Annotated in this window: 17 protein-coding genes; 4 read left to right on the top strand and 13 right to left on the bottom strand. The window is 70.2% G+C overall.

From position 1 onward, the window contains the following. Positions 1-89: 89 nt before the first annotated feature. The 3 genes from AB0950_RS34945 to AB0950_RS34955 are packed head-to-tail and all read left to right on the top strand — an operon-like array spanning position 90 to position 2,223. A complete protein-coding gene (locus AB0950_RS34945; RefSeq protein ID WP_360155127.1) occupies positions 90-875 on the top strand; it encodes an ATP-binding cassette domain-containing protein in 786 nt (261 codons plus the stop codon). A 9-nt stretch (positions 876-884) separates the two neighbouring features. Beyond that, on the top strand, positions 885-1,634 hold the full coding sequence (locus AB0950_RS34950) for an ABC transporter permease (protein WP_360155124.1): 750 nt from the start codon (positions 885-887) through the stop codon (positions 1,632-1,634). Between the two features lie 13 nt (positions 1,635-1,647). Then, positions 1,648-2,223: a cob(I)yrinic acid a,c-diamide adenosyltransferase gene (locus tag AB0950_RS34955; protein WP_366780222.1), complete on the top strand. Its 576-nt coding sequence runs from the start codon at positions 1,648-1,650 to the stop codon at positions 2,221-2,223. 68 nt (positions 2,224-2,291) lie between these two features. Here AB0950_RS34955 and AB0950_RS34960 read toward each other — a convergent pair whose 3' ends face one another. From AB0950_RS34960 to AB0950_RS34975, 4 genes are all read right to left on the bottom strand, one after another. Beyond that, entirely contained in the window at positions 2,292-2,504 is a 213-nt protein-coding gene (locus tag AB0950_RS34960; RefSeq protein WP_360155118.1) for a hypothetical protein, read from the bottom strand. Beyond that, positions 2,504-2,911 carry a hypothetical protein gene (locus AB0950_RS34965; protein WP_360155115.1) on the bottom strand — a complete coding sequence of 136 codons (408 nt, stop codon included), beginning with the start codon at positions 2,909-2,911 and terminating at the stop codon, positions 2,504-2,506. The genes AB0950_RS34960 and AB0950_RS34965 overlap by 1 nt, the downstream gene beginning before the upstream one ends. A gap of 88 nt (positions 2,912-2,999) precedes the next feature. Then, positions 3,000-4,517 carry a HAMP domain-containing sensor histidine kinase gene (locus AB0950_RS34970; RefSeq protein ID WP_360155112.1) on the bottom strand — a complete coding sequence of 506 codons (1,518 nt, stop codon included), beginning with the start codon at positions 4,515-4,517 and terminating at the stop codon, positions 3,000-3,002. Then, on the bottom strand, positions 4,514-5,209 hold the full coding sequence (locus tag AB0950_RS34975; protein ID WP_360155109.1) for a response regulator transcription factor: 696 nt from the start codon (positions 5,207-5,209) through the stop codon (positions 4,514-4,516). Before AB0950_RS34975 ends, AB0950_RS34970 begins: the two co-directional genes overlap by 4 nt. A gap of 250 nt (positions 5,210-5,459) precedes the next feature. Here AB0950_RS34975 and AB0950_RS34980 point away from each other — a divergent pair, with 250 nt between their 5' ends. Then, complete coding sequence (locus AB0950_RS34980) at positions 5,460-7,280, top strand: glycosyl hydrolase family 18 protein (RefSeq protein ID WP_360155106.1); 1,821 nt, start codon at positions 5,460-5,462, stop codon at positions 7,278-7,280. A 5-nt stretch (positions 7,281-7,285) separates the two neighbouring features. Here the strand turns inward: AB0950_RS34980 and AB0950_RS34985 are convergent, their stop codons facing one another. From AB0950_RS34985 to atpB, 9 genes are all read right to left on the bottom strand, one after another. Continuing rightward, a complete protein-coding gene (locus AB0950_RS34985) occupies positions 7,286-7,732 on the bottom strand; it encodes a DUF2550 domain-containing protein (protein WP_330337788.1) in 447 nt (148 codons plus the stop codon). A 156-nt stretch (positions 7,733-7,888) separates the two neighbouring features. Further along, positions 7,889-8,263 (bottom strand): F0F1 ATP synthase subunit epsilon, encoded by a 375-nt coding sequence (locus AB0950_RS34990; protein WP_270081641.1) that lies wholly within the window; start codon positions 8,261-8,263, stop codon positions 7,889-7,891. Positions 8,264-8,386: 123 nt separating this feature from the next. Then, a complete protein-coding gene (gene atpD / locus AB0950_RS34995) occupies positions 8,387-9,823 on the bottom strand; it encodes a F0F1 ATP synthase subunit beta (RefSeq protein WP_360155101.1) in 1,437 nt (478 codons plus the stop codon). Then, positions 9,824-10,741 carry a F0F1 ATP synthase subunit gamma gene (locus AB0950_RS35000; protein ID WP_360155098.1) on the bottom strand — a complete coding sequence of 306 codons (918 nt, stop codon included), beginning with the start codon at positions 10,739-10,741 and terminating at the stop codon, positions 9,824-9,826. Between the two features lie 21 nt (positions 10,742-10,762). Further along, entirely contained in the window at positions 10,763-12,355 is a 1,593-nt protein-coding gene (gene atpA / locus AB0950_RS35005; RefSeq protein WP_360155095.1) for a F0F1 ATP synthase subunit alpha, read from the bottom strand. A 127-nt stretch (positions 12,356-12,482) separates the two neighbouring features. Continuing rightward, entirely contained in the window at positions 12,483-13,298 is an 816-nt protein-coding gene (locus AB0950_RS35010; protein WP_360155092.1) for a F0F1 ATP synthase subunit delta, read from the bottom strand. Continuing rightward, the gene (locus AB0950_RS35015; protein WP_360574813.1) at positions 13,295-13,846 is read right to left on the bottom strand and encodes a F0F1 ATP synthase subunit B; all 552 of its coding nucleotides are present in this window, start codon (positions 13,844-13,846) and stop codon (positions 13,295-13,297) included. Before AB0950_RS35015 ends, AB0950_RS35010 begins: the two co-directional genes overlap by 4 nt. A gap of 39 nt (positions 13,847-13,885) precedes the next feature. Then, entirely contained in the window at positions 13,886-14,125 is a 240-nt protein-coding gene (atpE, locus tag AB0950_RS35020) for an ATP synthase F0 subunit C (RefSeq protein ID WP_009190636.1), read from the bottom strand. A 72-nt stretch (positions 14,126-14,197) separates the two neighbouring features. Further along, positions 14,198-14,968 (bottom strand): F0F1 ATP synthase subunit A, encoded by a 771-nt coding sequence (gene atpB, locus AB0950_RS35025; RefSeq protein ID WP_360574838.1) that lies wholly within the window; start codon positions 14,966-14,968, stop codon positions 14,198-14,200. Positions 14,969-15,197 lie beyond the last annotated feature (229 nt).

A 15,197-nucleotide genomic window follows, 5' to 3' on the forward strand; every position in this document is an offset into this window, starting at 1 on the left:
GCGTCATCGTAGATCGGGGGACCGTGTTCTGGTGGCGCTGAAAATTTGGGGTCGTTGCAATTTTTCAATGGCTCTGTTTTTCTGGGGGCATGGCAGCAGTCATCAGTGCGGCGGGACTCGCCCGCACCTTCCAGAGCAAGGCCGGCCCCGTCGAGGCGGTGCGCGGTATCGACCTCGCCGTCCGGGAGGGGGAGATCCTCGGCTTCCTCGGGCCCAACGGCGCCGGCAAGACGACCACCCTGCGGATGCTCACCACCCTGCTGAAGCCGACCGGCGGCGCGGCCACCGTCGCCGGGCACGACCTGGCGACGGACCCGGCGGGCGTGCGCGCGGCGATCGGGTACGTCGCCCAGTCCGGCGGCGTCGATCCGCAGATCACCGTGCGGGAGGAGCTGGTCACCCAGGGGCGGATGTACCGCCTGTCGAAGACGGAGGCCGCCCTGCGCGCCGGGGAGCTGGCGCGGGAGCTGGACCTCACCGGGTTCCTCGACCGGAAGGCCGGTGCCCTCTCCGGCGGGCAGCGGCGCCGGCTGGACATCGCGATGGCGCTCACCCACCGACCGAAGGTGCTGTTCCTGGACGAGCCGACGACCGGACTCGACCCGGGCAGCCGCGCCGACCTGTGGGACCTGGTCCGCCGGCTGCGCGACGAGCACGGCACGACCGTCTTCCTGACCACCCACTACCTGGACGAGGCCGACGCCCTCGCCGACCGCCTGGTGGTCGTGGACCGGGGCACGGTCGCCGCCGAGGGCACGCCGACCGCGCTCAAGCTCGCGTACGGCGGCTCGATCGACGCCACCCTCCAGGACACCTTCCTCGCCATCACCGGACGCGGGCCGGTCCCGGCCGACTCCGTCCCCGTAGCCGTCTAGGAATCCCCGATGCTTCTGCACGACACGGCCCTCGTCTACGGCCGTTATCTGCGCCAGTCGCTGCGCTCCCGGTTCGCCCTGCTCTTCGGGGTGCTCACGCCGCTGCTCTACCTGGTCTTCTTCGGTCCGCTGCTGACGCGTCTGCCGCTCGGCGGGGCGGGCAGCTCCTGGCAGGTGCTCGTGCCCGGCCTGCTGCTCCAACTCGGCCTGTTCGGCGCCCTGTTCGCCGGGTTCGCGGTCATCGTGGAGAAGGGGCAGGGGGTGGTGGAGCGGATGCGGGTCACCCCGGTCAGCCGGCTCGCGCTGCTGCTCGGCCGGGTGCTGCGCGACGCCACGGTCCTCGTCTTCCAGTCGGTGCTGCTGGTGCTGGCCGCGCTGCTGATGGGCCTGCGTGCGCCGCTCGCCGGCGTCCTGATCGGCTTCGGCTTCGTCGCCCTGCTCACGCTGTCGCTGGCCTCGCTGTCGTACGCGCTCGGTATGAAGGTCCGCACCCCGCAGGAGTTCGGCCCGCTGATCAACATGGTGTCCATGCCGTCGATGCTGCTGTCCGGGCTGATGCTCCCGATGACCCTGGCGCCCGCCTGGCTGGACGTGCTCTCGCACTTCGTCCCGTTCCGCTATCTGGTGGACGCGGTGCGCGACGCGTACGTCGGGCAGTACACGAGCGCGCACATGCTCTACGGCGTCCTCGTCGCCGTCGCCTTCGCCGCGCTGACGGTGACGGTGGGCACACGGGTGTTCCGGACGGCCGGGGCGTAACTACGCTGGTCGCATGGTCAATCTGACGCGCATCTACACCAGGACCGGCGACAAGGGCACCACGGCGCTCGGCGACATGAGCCGGGTCGCCAAGACCGACCTGCGGATCTCCGCCTACGCCGACGCCAACGAGGCCAACGCGGTGATCGGCGCCGCGATCGCGCTGGGCGGCCTGGACGCGGAGATCGTGAAGGTGCTCACGCGCGTCCAGAACGACCTGTTCGACGTGGGCGCGGACCTGTCGACGCCGGTGGTGGAGAACCCGCAGTTCCCGCCGCTCCGGGTGGAGCAGTTCTACATCGACCGGCTGGAGGCGGACTGCGACCGCTTCAACGAGCAGCTGGACAAGCTCCGCTCCTTCATCCTGCCCGGCGGCGCCCCGGGCGCGGCCCTGCTGCACCAGGCCTGCACGGTCGTACGCCGCGCCGAGCGCTCCACCTGGGCGGCCCTGGAGGCGCACGGCGACACGATGAACCCGCTCACGGCGACCTATCTCAACCGGCTGTCCGACCTGCTGTTCATCCTGGCCCGCGTGGCGAACAAGAAGACCGGGGACGTGCTGTGGGTGCCGGGCGGGGAACGCGGCTGAAGCGGCCTTGCGGTGCCGTGGGTCCCCGGTGGGGGCGCTGAGCCCTCCCCCACCGGGGCCCGCCCGGGTCAGCGGTCGGTGTTGCTCGCGGCGTCCCGGTCGGCCGCGGCGGCCGCCGACTCGGCCGCGTCCACCTTCTTCTGCATCTCCGCATAGCCGGAGGGCGTGCCGGACGCCGGCCGTGTCTTCGGAGCCGCCGCGTCGTGGTGGGCGCAGCCCGCGGTGAGCGCCGCCAGCAGGGCCACCGCCGGCAGGGCGGCCGCCGCCCGCCGCGCCCGCATCAGCTCGCCGCCTTCCCGCCGCCGTCGGCCTGGCACCAGGTGCGCACGTCGCCCAGGTCCTTCTGGCGCTGCTTCAGGTTGGTCACCAGCGACTTGCGGAACTCCAGCCGGTCCTTGAGGAAGGTGGCGACCGCGGTGTGGCCCGCCTTCTCGGCGTTGTCCACCCGCTGCTGCAGCCGGGCGATGGAGCCACGGGTGCCGGGCCCGGCGTCCAGCCGCTTCAGGGCGCGCGCGATCCGCCGGTCGATCTTGGGCACCCGCTTGCACAGCTTCTGCGCCCCGTCGCCGGTCGGGGCCGGCTTCGGCGTGCTGTCGGCCGACGCGACCCCGGCGGTGCCCGCCACCGCCAGTACGGCCGCCATCGCGCCGCCCGCGAGCAGCGTGCGCGTACGTCGTCGTGCGTTCATCCTTCTCTCCGTTTCCCTCCCGGACCGGTCCGGTCGCCGGTCCGGCCGCTTTCCGGACGGGCGGGTCGCCGTCCGTACGGGACGGAGGCTAGGGACGGTCTTTGGGGAAACTCTGTGACCGGTTTGCCCCGGCTGTGCCGATCAGCCAGTCCCGGTCTGCCCCGGCTGTGCCGATCAGCCAGTCCCGTCGGCCCGGCAGTCCCCCGCCGTCCGCGGGCAGGCCGCCGCCGTCCGCGGGCAGCCGTACCTCGAAGCGGGCGCCGGTCCCTTCGGGGCCGTCCGTGACGGTGACGCTCCCCCGGTGCAGGGCCGCCTGCTGGGCGACGAGGGTGAGGCCGAGCCCGGAGCCCGCGCTGTCCGGGCCTCGCTGGAACCGTTCGAAGATCCGGGCGCGGGCGTCGGGCGGCACGCCGGGGCCCTGGTCGTCGACCGTGACGAGGAGCCCGCCTGCGGCGCCGGTCACGCCGACCCGCACCCGTGCCCGGCCCTGTGCGTCGCGGCCGTGGGCGAGGGCGTTGCCGAGCAGGTTGTCCAGCAGCAGCCTGAGGCCCGGCTCCCAGCCGTGCATGGTGAGTCCGGGGGCCGCCTGGAGGGTGATGTCCGCGTCCGGGGCGCGGCGGCGGGCCTCGGCGACGGCCGCGTCGGCGAGGTCGGCGAGGTCGACGGGCCGCAACGCGTCGGCCTCCACCAGATCCGCCCGCCCCAGGTCCCGCAGCATCACCAACAGGCCGAGCAGGCGGGCGTGTTCGCGGTGCAGGTCGGCCAGCACCTCGGCGCGCTCCGCGTCCGGCAGATCGGGGTGGTCGGTGAGGATGTCGAGGTTGGTGCCCATGCTCATCAGCGGGGTGCGCAGTTCGTGCGCGGCGGCGGAGGAGAAGGAGCGGGCGGTGTCCAGGGCCTGGCCGGTGCGGGCGGCCTGTTCGTCGTAGCGGGCGAGGACGGTCCTGAGGGTCGCGGCGAGTTCGTCGACCTCCCGTACGCCGGTGCGTTCTTCCGGCAGCCGGGCGGTGCTGGTGCGCGGGTCGAGTCCGGCGGTGCGGCGGGTGAGGCGGGCCAGGGGCGCGCTCGCCCCGGCGGCCAGGCCCCAGGCGAGCAGTCCGGACAGGGGCGCGGCGAGCACGGCGGTGAGGATCACGCGGTTGCGCACGAGCCGGACCTGCGCGCGGTCGGCGGTGTCGGGCGCGAACAGCCACAGGGTGCCGGAGGCGGCGGGGGTGCGGACGGACCGGACGAGGGCCCGCCAACTGCGCCCGCCGGAGCGGACGGTGACGAACCCGGCGGACCGGTCGGGCAGGGTCACGGACGGGTCCGGCTGGGGGCCGCCCCTGAAGTCGGTGTCCGGTCCGACGAGCCGTACGCCGACGTCGAGGGCCGAGCTGAACAGCCGCCGCTCGCGGGTGTCGGCGGCCTTGGGGCGGCCGTTCGCCGAGGCCCGCAGCAGTGCGCGGGCCTCGGGGCCCAGCGCCACGGCGCGCTGCTGGAGGTGCCCGTCCTCGGCCCGGTGCAGATCCCGGGCGACGAGGCTCAGCAGCAGCCAGCCGGCGGCGAGGACGAGCAGCGGGACGGTGCAGCCGACGGCGAGGGCGATCCGGGTGGAGAGCCTCATGGCCGTTCCCTCAGCACGAAGCCGACGCCGCGCACGGTGTGGATCAGCCGGGGCCGCCCCTCGGCCTCCAGTTTGCGCCGCAGATAGCTGACGAAGGTGTCGACGGCGTCGGTGCGCACGTCGAAGTCGTAGCCCCACACCCGTTCCAGGAGCTGGTCGCGGGTGAGGACGAGGCCGGCGTTGCGGGCGAGCACCTCCAGCAGCTCGAACTCGCGCCGGGTGAGGTCCAGCGACCTGCCGTCCCGCTCGGCGGTGCGGGCGGCCGGGTCGACGACCAGGTCCGCCACCCTGAGCTGCTCCCGGCCGGCGGGCGGGCGGCGGCGCAGCAGGGCGCGCAGCCGGAGCACCAGTTCCTGCAGGGCGAAGGGCTTGACCAGGTAGTCGTCGCCGCCCGCCTGGAGCCCGGCGATCCGGTCGGCGGTCTCGTCCAGCGCCGAGAGCATCAGCACCGGCAGGTCCCGGCCCTCGTCGCGCAGCCGGGTGCACACCTCGATGCCGCTCATGCCGGGCATCGACACGTCGAGCACCAGGACGTCGGGCGGCACGTCCCGGATCTCGGCCAGCGCCTGCGGCCCGTCGGCGGCGGTCCGCACCGCGAACCCGCTCAGCCTCAGGCCGCGCTCCAGCGAGCGCCGGATCGCCGCGTCGTCGTCGACGACCAGCACCGCTCCCTGGCCCGCCGTGTCCGTCATGCGCCCCTCCTCGTCGCCGGGTCAGCGTACGACCCTCCGCCGGGCGCGGGGCAGCCCAGGTGGGCGATCCGGTACGCGGGTGGCAAGCAGCCGCATGGACACGGGAGTTGCGGATCAAGGGAGCCCTACAGCCAACTGGTCCAGACCTATTGACCCGTGGTCCAGACCTTTCTACTCTCGCAGCACCGTGGGCGTGAAGGCTCAGTCATGCTCACGACATCCTCAACTCCCCCTAGCGAGGAGGCGCAGCATGCGCTTCAGACACAGAGCCGCGGCAGGGTTCGCGACCCTGTTGCTCCCCCTGGCCGGCCTCGTCGGTCTCGCGAGCCCCGCCCAGGCCGCGACCAACGCCACGGCCACCTACACCAAGTCCAGCGACTGGGGAACCGGTTTCGGCGGTCAGTGGACCATCAAGAACACCGGTACCAGCAGCATCAGTTCCTGGACCGTCGAGTGGGACTTCCCCACGGGGACGTCCGTCACCTCCGCCTGGGACGCGGACGTCACCAGCTCCGGCACCCACTGGACCGCCAAGAACAAGTCCTACAACGGCACCATCGCCCCCGGCGCCTCCGTCTCCTTCGGCTTCAACGGCTCCGGATCAGGCTCGCCGAGCAACTGCAAGCTCAACGGCGACAGTTGCGACGGCACGACGGCCCCCGGTGACGCCCCGCCCTCCGCGCCCGGCACCCCGACCGCCTCCGGCGTCACCGACACCTCGGTGAAGCTCTCCTGGGGCGCGGCCACCGACGACAAGGGCGTGAAGAACTACGACGTCCTGCGCGACGGCAAGGTCGTCGGCACCGTGACGACCACCTCGTACGCGGACAGCGCCCTGACCGCCGGCACCGACTACTCCTACACCGTGCAGGCCCGCGACACCGCCGGCCAGACCGGCCCGGTCAGCGGTGCGGTCAAGGTGCACACCACCGGCGGCACCACCACTCCCCCGGCCACCGGCGACAAGGTCAAGCTCGGCTACTTCACCGAGTGGGGCATCTACGGCCGCAACTACAACGTCAAGAACCTGGTGACGTCCGGCTCGGCGGCGAAGATCACGCACATCAACTACGCCTTCGGCAATGTGACCAACGGCCAGTGCGCCATCGGCGACTCCTACGCCGACTACGACAAGGCCTTCACCGCCGACCAGTCGGTGAGCGGTGTCGCCGACACCTGGGACCAGCCGCTGCGCGGCAACTTCAACCAGCTGCGCGAGCTGAAGGCCAAGTACCCGAACCTCAAGGTGCTGTGGTCCTTCGGCGGCTGGACCTGGTCCGGCGGCTTCGCCCAGGCCGCGGCCAATCCGGCCGCGTTCGCCGACTCCTGCTACAAGCTGGTCGAGGACCCCCGCTGGGCCGACGTCTTCGACGGCATCGACATCGACTGGGAGTACCCCAACGCCTGCGGCCTGTCCTGCGACACCAGCGGGGCGGCGGCCTTCAAGAACGTGATGGCCGCGCTGCGCGCCAAGTTCGGCTCCAAGGCCCTGGTCACCGCGGCGGTCACCGCCGACGGCTCCTCCGGCGGCAAGATCGAGGCCGCGGACTACGCCGGTGCCTCCCAGTACGTCGACTGGTACAACGTGATGTCGTACGACTTCTTCGGCGCCTGGGACGCCCAGGGCCCGACCGCCCCGCACTCCCCGCTCACCTCGTACTCCGGCATCCCGAAGGCCGGCTTCGACACGGCCGACGCGATCGCCAAGTACAAGTCCGTCGGCGTCCCCGCGAGCAAGCTGCTCATCGGCATCGGCTTCTACGGCCGCGGCTGGACCGGCGTCACCCAGGACGCCCCGGGCGGCACGGCCACGGGACCGGCGGCCGGCACCTACGAGCAGGGCATCGAGGACTACAAGGTGCTCAAGTCGTCCTGCCCGGTCACCGGCACCGTCGCGGGCACGGCGTACGCCCACTGCGGCAGCAACTGGTGGTCGTACGACACCCCGTCGACCATCGCCGGGAAGATGAGCTGGGCCAAGTCCCAGGGGCTCGGCGGAGCCTTCTTCTGGGAGTTCAGCGGCGACACCAGCGACGGCGAGCTGGTGAACGCCATCAGCAGCAATCTGTAAGTGCGCTAAGCAACGTTGACGCGCTGACCGGGCGGGGCTGCTTCCAGCCACGCGAGGAATCCGGTCAGCGCGTCTTCGCTCATGGCGAGTTCGAGGCGCGTGCCCCGATGGGTACAGGCGAGGACCACCGCGTCGGAGAGCAGCGCCAGTTCCTCCTCGCCCTCGGGCAGCCGGCGGCCGGCCACCTCGATCTGCGCGCGCTCCAGGGTGCGGCGCGGACGGAAGGCGTAGGAGAAGACGCGGTACCACTCGATGCGGTCGCCGTTGTAGCGGGCGACGCCGTAGGACCAGCCCTTGCCGCCCGCGTCCGGTTTCTCGGCCACGTCCCAGCGCAGGGAACAGTCGAAGGTCCCGCCGGAGCGCTGGATCAGCCTGCGCCGCAGCCCGAACAGGAACAGCCCCACCACCACGAGCGCGACCACGATCCCGCACACAGTCAGAGCGAGGACCATCGGCACCGACCTCCTCGTCTCCTCGGTAGGGGAACTGCTTCTGTGCTTGAGTAATGAAACGGAAAAAACACCCACATCTGCCTCAGCCGCGGCCGGCACCGGATTGCTCCGGGCCGGCCGCGGCTGAGTGACGTCATACGGCGGACGAGCGTGGGCTCAGCTCGCCGCCGCCGCACGCAGGCGGACATCCGCGCGGCGCTCGGCGGCGGCGTCGCCCTCCGCCTTCGCGCGCTCCAGCTCCCGCTCCGTGCGCTGGACATCGATCTCGTCCGACAGCTCGGCGATCTCGGCCAGCAGGGACAGCTTGTTGTCCGCGAACGAGATGAAACCGCCGTGCACCGCGGCGACGACCGTTCCACCTTCACTCGTACGGATGGTCACCGGGCCCGACTCCAGCACACCGAGCAGCGGCTGGTGACCGGGCATGACGCCGATGTCGCCGGACGTGGTGCGCGCGACGACCAGGGTGGCCTCGCCGGACCAGACCTGGCGGTCGGCGGCGACCAGCTCGACGTGCAGCTCAGCAGCCAAGGGTGGCTCCTCGGGTCACCACCCGGCGGGGGTGCCGGGTGTTGGGGTCAATTCTAGTGGGCGTGACGGAGGGGGCGGGACGGACCCGCCCCCTCACACGAGCACGAGGCTCGGAGCCGAGGCTCAGGAGACGCCCAGCTCCTTCGCGTTCTTCTTCAGGTCCTCGAGACCACCGCACATGAAGAACGCCTGCTCCGGGAAGTGGTCGTACTCACCGTCGCAGATCGCGTTGAACGCGGCGATCGACTCGTCCAGCGGCACGTCCGAACCGTCCACGCCGGTGAACTGCTTGGCGACGTGGGTGTTCTGGGACAGGAAGCGCTCCACGCGACGGGCACGGTGGACGACGAGCTTGTCCTCCTCGCCCAGCTCGTCGATACCGAGGATCGCGATGATGTCCTGGAGGTCCTTGTACTTCTGCAGGATCCCCTTGACGCGCATCGCGCAGTCGTAGTGGTCCTTCGCGATGTAACGCGGGTCCAGGATCCGGGACGTGGAGTCCAGCGGGTCCACGGCCGGGTAGATGCCCTTCTCCGAGATCGGACGGGACAGCACCGTCGTCGCGTCGAGGTGGGCGAAGGTGGTGGCCGGGGCCGGGTCGGTCAGGTCGTCGGCGGGGACGTAGATCGCCTGCATCGAGGTGATCGAGTGACCGCGGGTCGAGGTGATGCGCTCCTGCAGGAGGCCCATCTCGTCGGCCAGGTTCGGCTGGTAGCCCACCGCGGACGGCATACGGCCGAGCAGGGTGGAGACCTCGGAACCGGCCTGCGTGAAGCGGAAGATGTTGTCGATGAAGAACAGCACGTCCTGCTTCTGGACGTCGCGGAAGTACTCGGCCATGGTCAGGCCGGCCAGCGCGACGCGCAGACGGGTGCCCGGGGGCTCGTCCATCTGGCCGAAGACCAGCGCGGTCTTGTCGATGACGCCCGAGTCGGACATCTCCTCGATCAGGTCGTTGCCCTCACGGGTGCGCTCGCCGACACCGGCGAACACGGAGACACCGTCGTGGTTGTTGGCGACACGGTAGATCATCTCCTGGATGAGCACCGTCTTGCCGACGCCGGCGCCGCCGAACAGACCGATCTTGCCGCCCTTGACGTACGGGGTGAGCAGGTCGATGACCTTGACGCCCGTCTCGAACATCTCGGTCTTCGACTCGAGCTCGTCGAAGTTCGGGGCCTTGCGGTGGATCGGCCAGCGCTCGCCGTCGTAGGTCTCGTCGACGTTCAGCACCTCACCGAGGGTGTTGAACACCTTGCCCTTGGTGAAGTCGCCGACCGGCACGGTGATCGGCGCGCCGGTGTCGACGACCGGGGCCTGGCGGACCAGACCGTCGGTCGGCTGCATGGAGATCGCGCGGACCAGGCCGTCACCCAGGTGCTGGGCGACCTCCAGGGTCAGCGTCTTCTTCTCGCCCTGGTTCGCCGGGTCGGCGACCTCGACGTGCAGGGCCTGGTAGATGTCCGGCATCGCGTCGACGGGGAACTCCACGTCGACGACCGGGCCGATGACCCGGGCGACGCGGCCCGTAGCCGTCGCGGTCTCAACAGTGGTGGTCATTTATCGGTCACTCCCCGCGGTCGCGTCGGCCAGGGCACTGGCGCCACCGACGATCTCGCTGATTTCCTGGGTGATTTCGGCCTGGCGGGCCTGGTTGGCAAGCCGGGTGAGCGTCTCGATCAGCTCTCCGGCGTTGTCCGTGGCCGACTTCATCGCGCGCCGCGTGGCGGCGTGCTTCGAAGCGGCCGACTGGAGCAGCGCGTTGTAGATACGGCTCTCCACGTAGCGCGGCAGCAGGGCGTCGAGGACGTCCTCCGCCGACGGCTCGAAGTCGTACAGCGGGAGGATCTCGCCCTGGGGGCGGGCCTCCTCCGCGACCTCCTCGAGGCGCAGCGGCAGCAACCGGGCGTCCAGCGCCGTCTGCGTCATCATCGAGACGAACTCGGTGAAGACGATGTGGAGTTCGTCCACGCCGCCGTCCGCCGTCTCCTTCTCGATGGCCTCGATCAGGGGCGCCGCGACCTTCTTGGCGTCCGCGTACGTCGGCTCGTCGGTGAAGCCCGTCCACGACTCCGCGATCTTGCGCTCACGGAAGTTGTAGTGGGCGACACCGCGCCGGCCGACGATGTACGTGTCGACCTGCTTGCCGTCGCGCTCCAGGCGCTCGGTCAGCTGCTCCGCCGTCTTGATGGCGTTGGAGTTGAAGGCGCCGGCCAGACCGCGATCGCTCGTGAGGAGCAGGACCGCGGCACGGGTCGGGTTCTCCGCCTCCGTGGTGAGCGGGTGCTTGGTGTTCGAGCCGGTGCCGACCGCCGTGACCGCACGCGTCAGCTCGTTCGCGTACGGCGTGGAGGCCGCCACCTTGCGCTGCGCCTTGACGACGCGCGAGGCGGCGATCATCTCCATCGCCTTGGTGATCTTCTTGGTCGCGCTGACGGATCGGATGCGACGCTTGTAGACCCGGAGCTGGGCTCCCATGAGTCAGGTCCCTTCCTTACGTCACTTGGCGGCAGCGGCAGGAACGTCCTCGCCGAGCAGCTTGCCGTCGCTCGTCTCGAACTGCTTCTTGAACTCCGCGATCGCGTCGGCGACGGCCGTGAGCGTGTCGTCCGACATCTTGCCGCCCTCCCTGATGGAGGTCATGAGCGGCTGGTGCTTGCGGTGCAGGAACTCCAGCAGCTCCTTCTCGAAGCGGCGGATGTCGACGACCGGGACGTCGTCCATCTTGCCGGTGGTGCCGGCCCACACGGAGACGACCTGGTCCTCGGTGGACATCGGCTGGTACTGCTCCTGCTTCAGCAGCTCGACCATGCGCTGACCGCGCTCCAGCTGCGCCTTCGACGCGGCGTCCAGGTCGGAACCGAAGGCCGCGAAGGCCTCCAGCTCACGGAACTGGGCCAGGTCGACACGCAGACGGCCGGAGACCTGCTTCATCGCCTTGTGCTGGGCGGAACCGCCGACTCGGGAGACGGAGATACCGACGTTCAGCGCGGGACGCTGACCGGCGTTGAACAGGTCCGACTCCAGGAAGCACTGGCCGTCGGTGATGGAGATGACGTTGGTCGGGATGAACGCCGAGACGTCGTTGGCCTTCGTCTCGACGATCGGCAGACCGGTCATCGAACCGGCGCCCATGTCGTCGGAGAGCTTGGCGCAGCGCTCCAGCAGCCGGGAGTGCAGGTAGAAGACGTCACCCGGGTAGGCCTCACGGCCCGGCGGGCGGCGCAGCAGCAGGGACACGGCGCGGTAGGCGTCGGCCTGCTTCGACAGGTCGTCGAAGATGATCAGGACGTGCTTGCCCTGGTACATCCAGTGCTGGCCGATGGCCGAACCGGTGTACGGCGCCAGGTACTTGAAGCCGGCCGGGTCGGACGCCGGGGCGGCGACGATGGTCGTGTACTCCAGGGCGCCGTTCTCCTCCAGCGCGCGGCGCACGCCGGCGATGGTGGAGCCCTTCTGGCCGATGGCGACGTAGATGCAGCGGACCTGCTTCTTCGGGTCGCCCGAGCGCCAGTTGTCGCGCTGGTTGATGATCGTGTCGACGGCCAGGGCGGTCTTGCCGGTCTGGCGGTCACCGATGATCAGCTGACGCTGACCGCGGCCGATCGGGGTCATCGCGTCGACGGCCTTGTAGCCGGTCTCCATCGGCTCGTGCACCGACTTGCGCTGCATGACCGTGGGGGCCTGCAGTTCCAGCGCGCGCCGGCTGTCGGTCTCGATCTCGCCGAGGCCGTCGATCGGGTTGCCGAGCGGGTCGACGACGCGGCCGAGGTAGCCCTCGCCGACCGCGACGGAGAGGACCTCACCGGTGCGCGTGACCGGCTGACCCTCCTCGATGCCACTGAACTCGCCCAGGACGACCGCACCGATCTCGCGCTCTTCCAGGTTCAGCGCGAGACCGAGGGAGCCATCCTCGAACTTCAGCAGCTCGTTCGCCATGGCCGAGGGCAGACCCTCGATCTTGGCGATACCGTCGCCGGCGACGGTGACCGTACCGACCTCCTCGCGCGAGGCCGCGTCCGGCTTGTACGACTGGACGAAGGTCTCCAGTGCGTCCCGGATCTCCTCCGGCCGGATCGTGAGCTCCGCCATCTGGGTTCCCTGCTCTCCTTGTTGGGCCCGAAGTTTCACTTGGGGGGTATGGGCACACCCCCCAATAGGAGGTGAATCCTCTGCACGGCCCAACCAGGGCCGTAAGTAAGTACTGACTCTTGAGTTGCTAACTCGCCATGCGACGGGCGGCGTCGTCCAGCCGGTCCGCGAGGGAGCCGTTGATGACCTCGTCACCGACCTGCACCCGGATACCGCCGATCACCTCGGGGTCCACGTCCAGGTTGAGGTGCATCCGACGGCCGTAGAGCTTGGCGAGGGCGGCGCCGAGGCGCTGCTTCTGGCCGTCGCTCAGCGGCACCGCCGAGGTGACGACCGCGACCACGCGGTCCCGGCGCTCGGCAGCCAGCTTGGACAGGGACTCCAGTCCCGCTTCCAGGCTACGTCCCCGCGGCGCGGTCACAAGGCGCGTCACCAGACGCTCGGTGATCGGCTTGGCCCGTCCGCCGAGCAGCCGGTGCAGCAGCTCGGTCTTGGCCTCGCCGGCGGCGGCACGGTCGGTCAGCGCGGCGCGCAGGTCGGTGCTGGAGGAGACGATCCGGCCGAACCGGAACAGCTCGTCCTCCACCTCGTCGAGGTTGCCCCGCTTCTCCGCGGCCGTGAGGTCGGCGACGTCCGCCAGCTGCTCCAGCGCGTCCACCAGGTCGCGCGGCTGCGACCAGCGGGAACGCACCATCCCGGCGACCAGGTCGGCGGCGGGCCCGCTGACCTGGCTGCCGAACAGACGCTGGACGAGGCCGGCCTTGGCCTCCGCGGACTTCGCCGGGTCGGTGAGGGCCCGGCGCAGCCCGGCCTCGCGGTCGAGCAGCGCGGTGACGGCCGCCAGCTCGTCGGCGAGCGCGGTGGCGTCGACGGACGTGGAGTCCGTCAGCGCGTCGAGACGCTCACGTGCGGCTGCCAGGGCCTCGCGGCTCGCTCCGTTCATCGCGTGGCCTCGGCCTTCTCCTCGAGCTCGTCGAGGAAGCGGTCGATCACACGGCTCTGGCGGGCGTGGTCCTCGAGGGACTCGCCGACGAGCTTGCCGGCCAGTTCGGTGGCGAGCCGGCCGACGTCCTGCCGGAGCGTGGCAGCGGCGACCTTGCGGTCGGCCTCGATCTGGGCGTGGCCGGCGGCGATGATCTCCTCACGCTGCCGCTGGCCCTCGGCCCGCATCTCGGCGATGAGCGCGGCACCCTGCTCCTGCGCCTCCTGGCGCAGGCGCGCGGCCTCGTGCCGGGCCTCGGCGAGCTGGGCCTTGTACTGCTCAAGGACGCTCTGGGCCTCGACCTTCATGGCGTCGGCCTCTTCGATACCGCCTTCGATCGCCGCGCGGCGCTCCTCCAGAACCTTGTTGATGTTCGGAAGCAGCTTCTTCCAGAAGAAGAAGAACACGATGGCGAAGGCGATGGTGCCGACGAGCAGCTCGGGACCAGCGGGGACGAGCGGGTTCTGCTTCGTCTCCTCGGCCGCCAGCTGTGCCAGGTTGGCGATCACATCAGTGCCTTTCGTCGAAACGTGTCGGTGGGTGGCTGATTACCGACCGAACACGAACGGCATAACGATGCCGATGAGGGCGAGCGCCTCACAGAAGGCGAAGCCGAGGATCTGGTTGGCACGGATCAGACCGGCCGCCTCGGGCTGGCGGGCGAGGGCCTGGGTGCCGTTACCGAAGATGATGCCGACGCCGATGCCGGGGCCGATGGCCGCGAGGCCGTAGCCGATGGAACCGAGGGAACCGGAGACGCCGGCGGCGAGGTCGATGGCAGCGGACATGCCGTTTCTTCCTTCTCTTTTACGGACCGGTGGGGGTTGGCCACCGGACGACCGGGGGTTGGGGGGTGTGGCTCAGTGGTGCTCGGCGAGAGCGCCCTGAATGTAGGAGCAGGCCAGCAGCACGAAGACGTACGCCTGGACGGCCTGCACGAAAAGCTCGAAGCAGATCATGGCCATCGTCATCACGAAGGAGACGCCGGCGCCCACGACCAGCCAGCTGTTCAGCAGGTACCAGGAGGCCACGGTGAACATGACCAGCATCAGGTGACCGGCGAACATGTTGGCGAAGAGTCGCACCGCGTGCGTGAACGGGCGGACCAGCAGGTTCGAGAAGAACTCGATGACCATGACGAGGGGCAGCACGGCGCCGAGCGACTTGTCGTAGCCCGTGACGTTCTTGAAGAAGCCGACGAATCCGTGCTTCTTGAAAGTGAGCGCGATCCACGTGACGTAGACGATCACGGCCAGCACCATCGGGAAGGCGATGACCGAGGACACCGGGAACTGCGCCAGCGGGATCACGGACCAGACGTTCATGATCCAGATGAAGAAGAACAGCGAGACCATGAGCGGGACGTACTTCTCGCCCTCGCGCTTGCCGAGGGTCTCGTACACGATGCCGCGGCGTACGAAGTCGTAGCCGGCCTCGCCGACCATCTGCAGCTTGCCCGGGACGACCCTGGCCTTGCCGAAGGCGGCCCAGAAGAAGGCGATGATGAGAACGGTGGTGACGAGCGCGAGCAGCATCACCTTGTTGAACTCGAACCCGCCGGCCGTGAAGAGCGGCTTGAACAGGAAGGACTGCAGGCCCGGGGCCGGGAAGCCGCACCCGTTGTCGGACATGATCCGACAACTCCAGTCAAAGGCGAGCTGGGTCTGGTCAGCACTCACCGCGGGCTCCTTCGGCATGACGCATGGGTACGGCAACCTCGTTGTGTCGGCGCGGCGCACGGCCGCGGATCGGCACCGGACTGGTGTTACGGATGTGGGGGCGGCTGGGGGGCATCGAGCCTCGCGATTGAGCAGGCGTCAGCTCAGATGCCCGCGCCCGCGATGCCGCAGTTGGCACCGG

It is taken from the genome of Streptomyces sp. NPDC007189 (genome assembly GCF_040703635.1).
Taxonomy (GTDB): Bacteria; Actinomycetota; Actinomycetes; order Streptomycetales; family Streptomycetaceae; genus Streptomyces.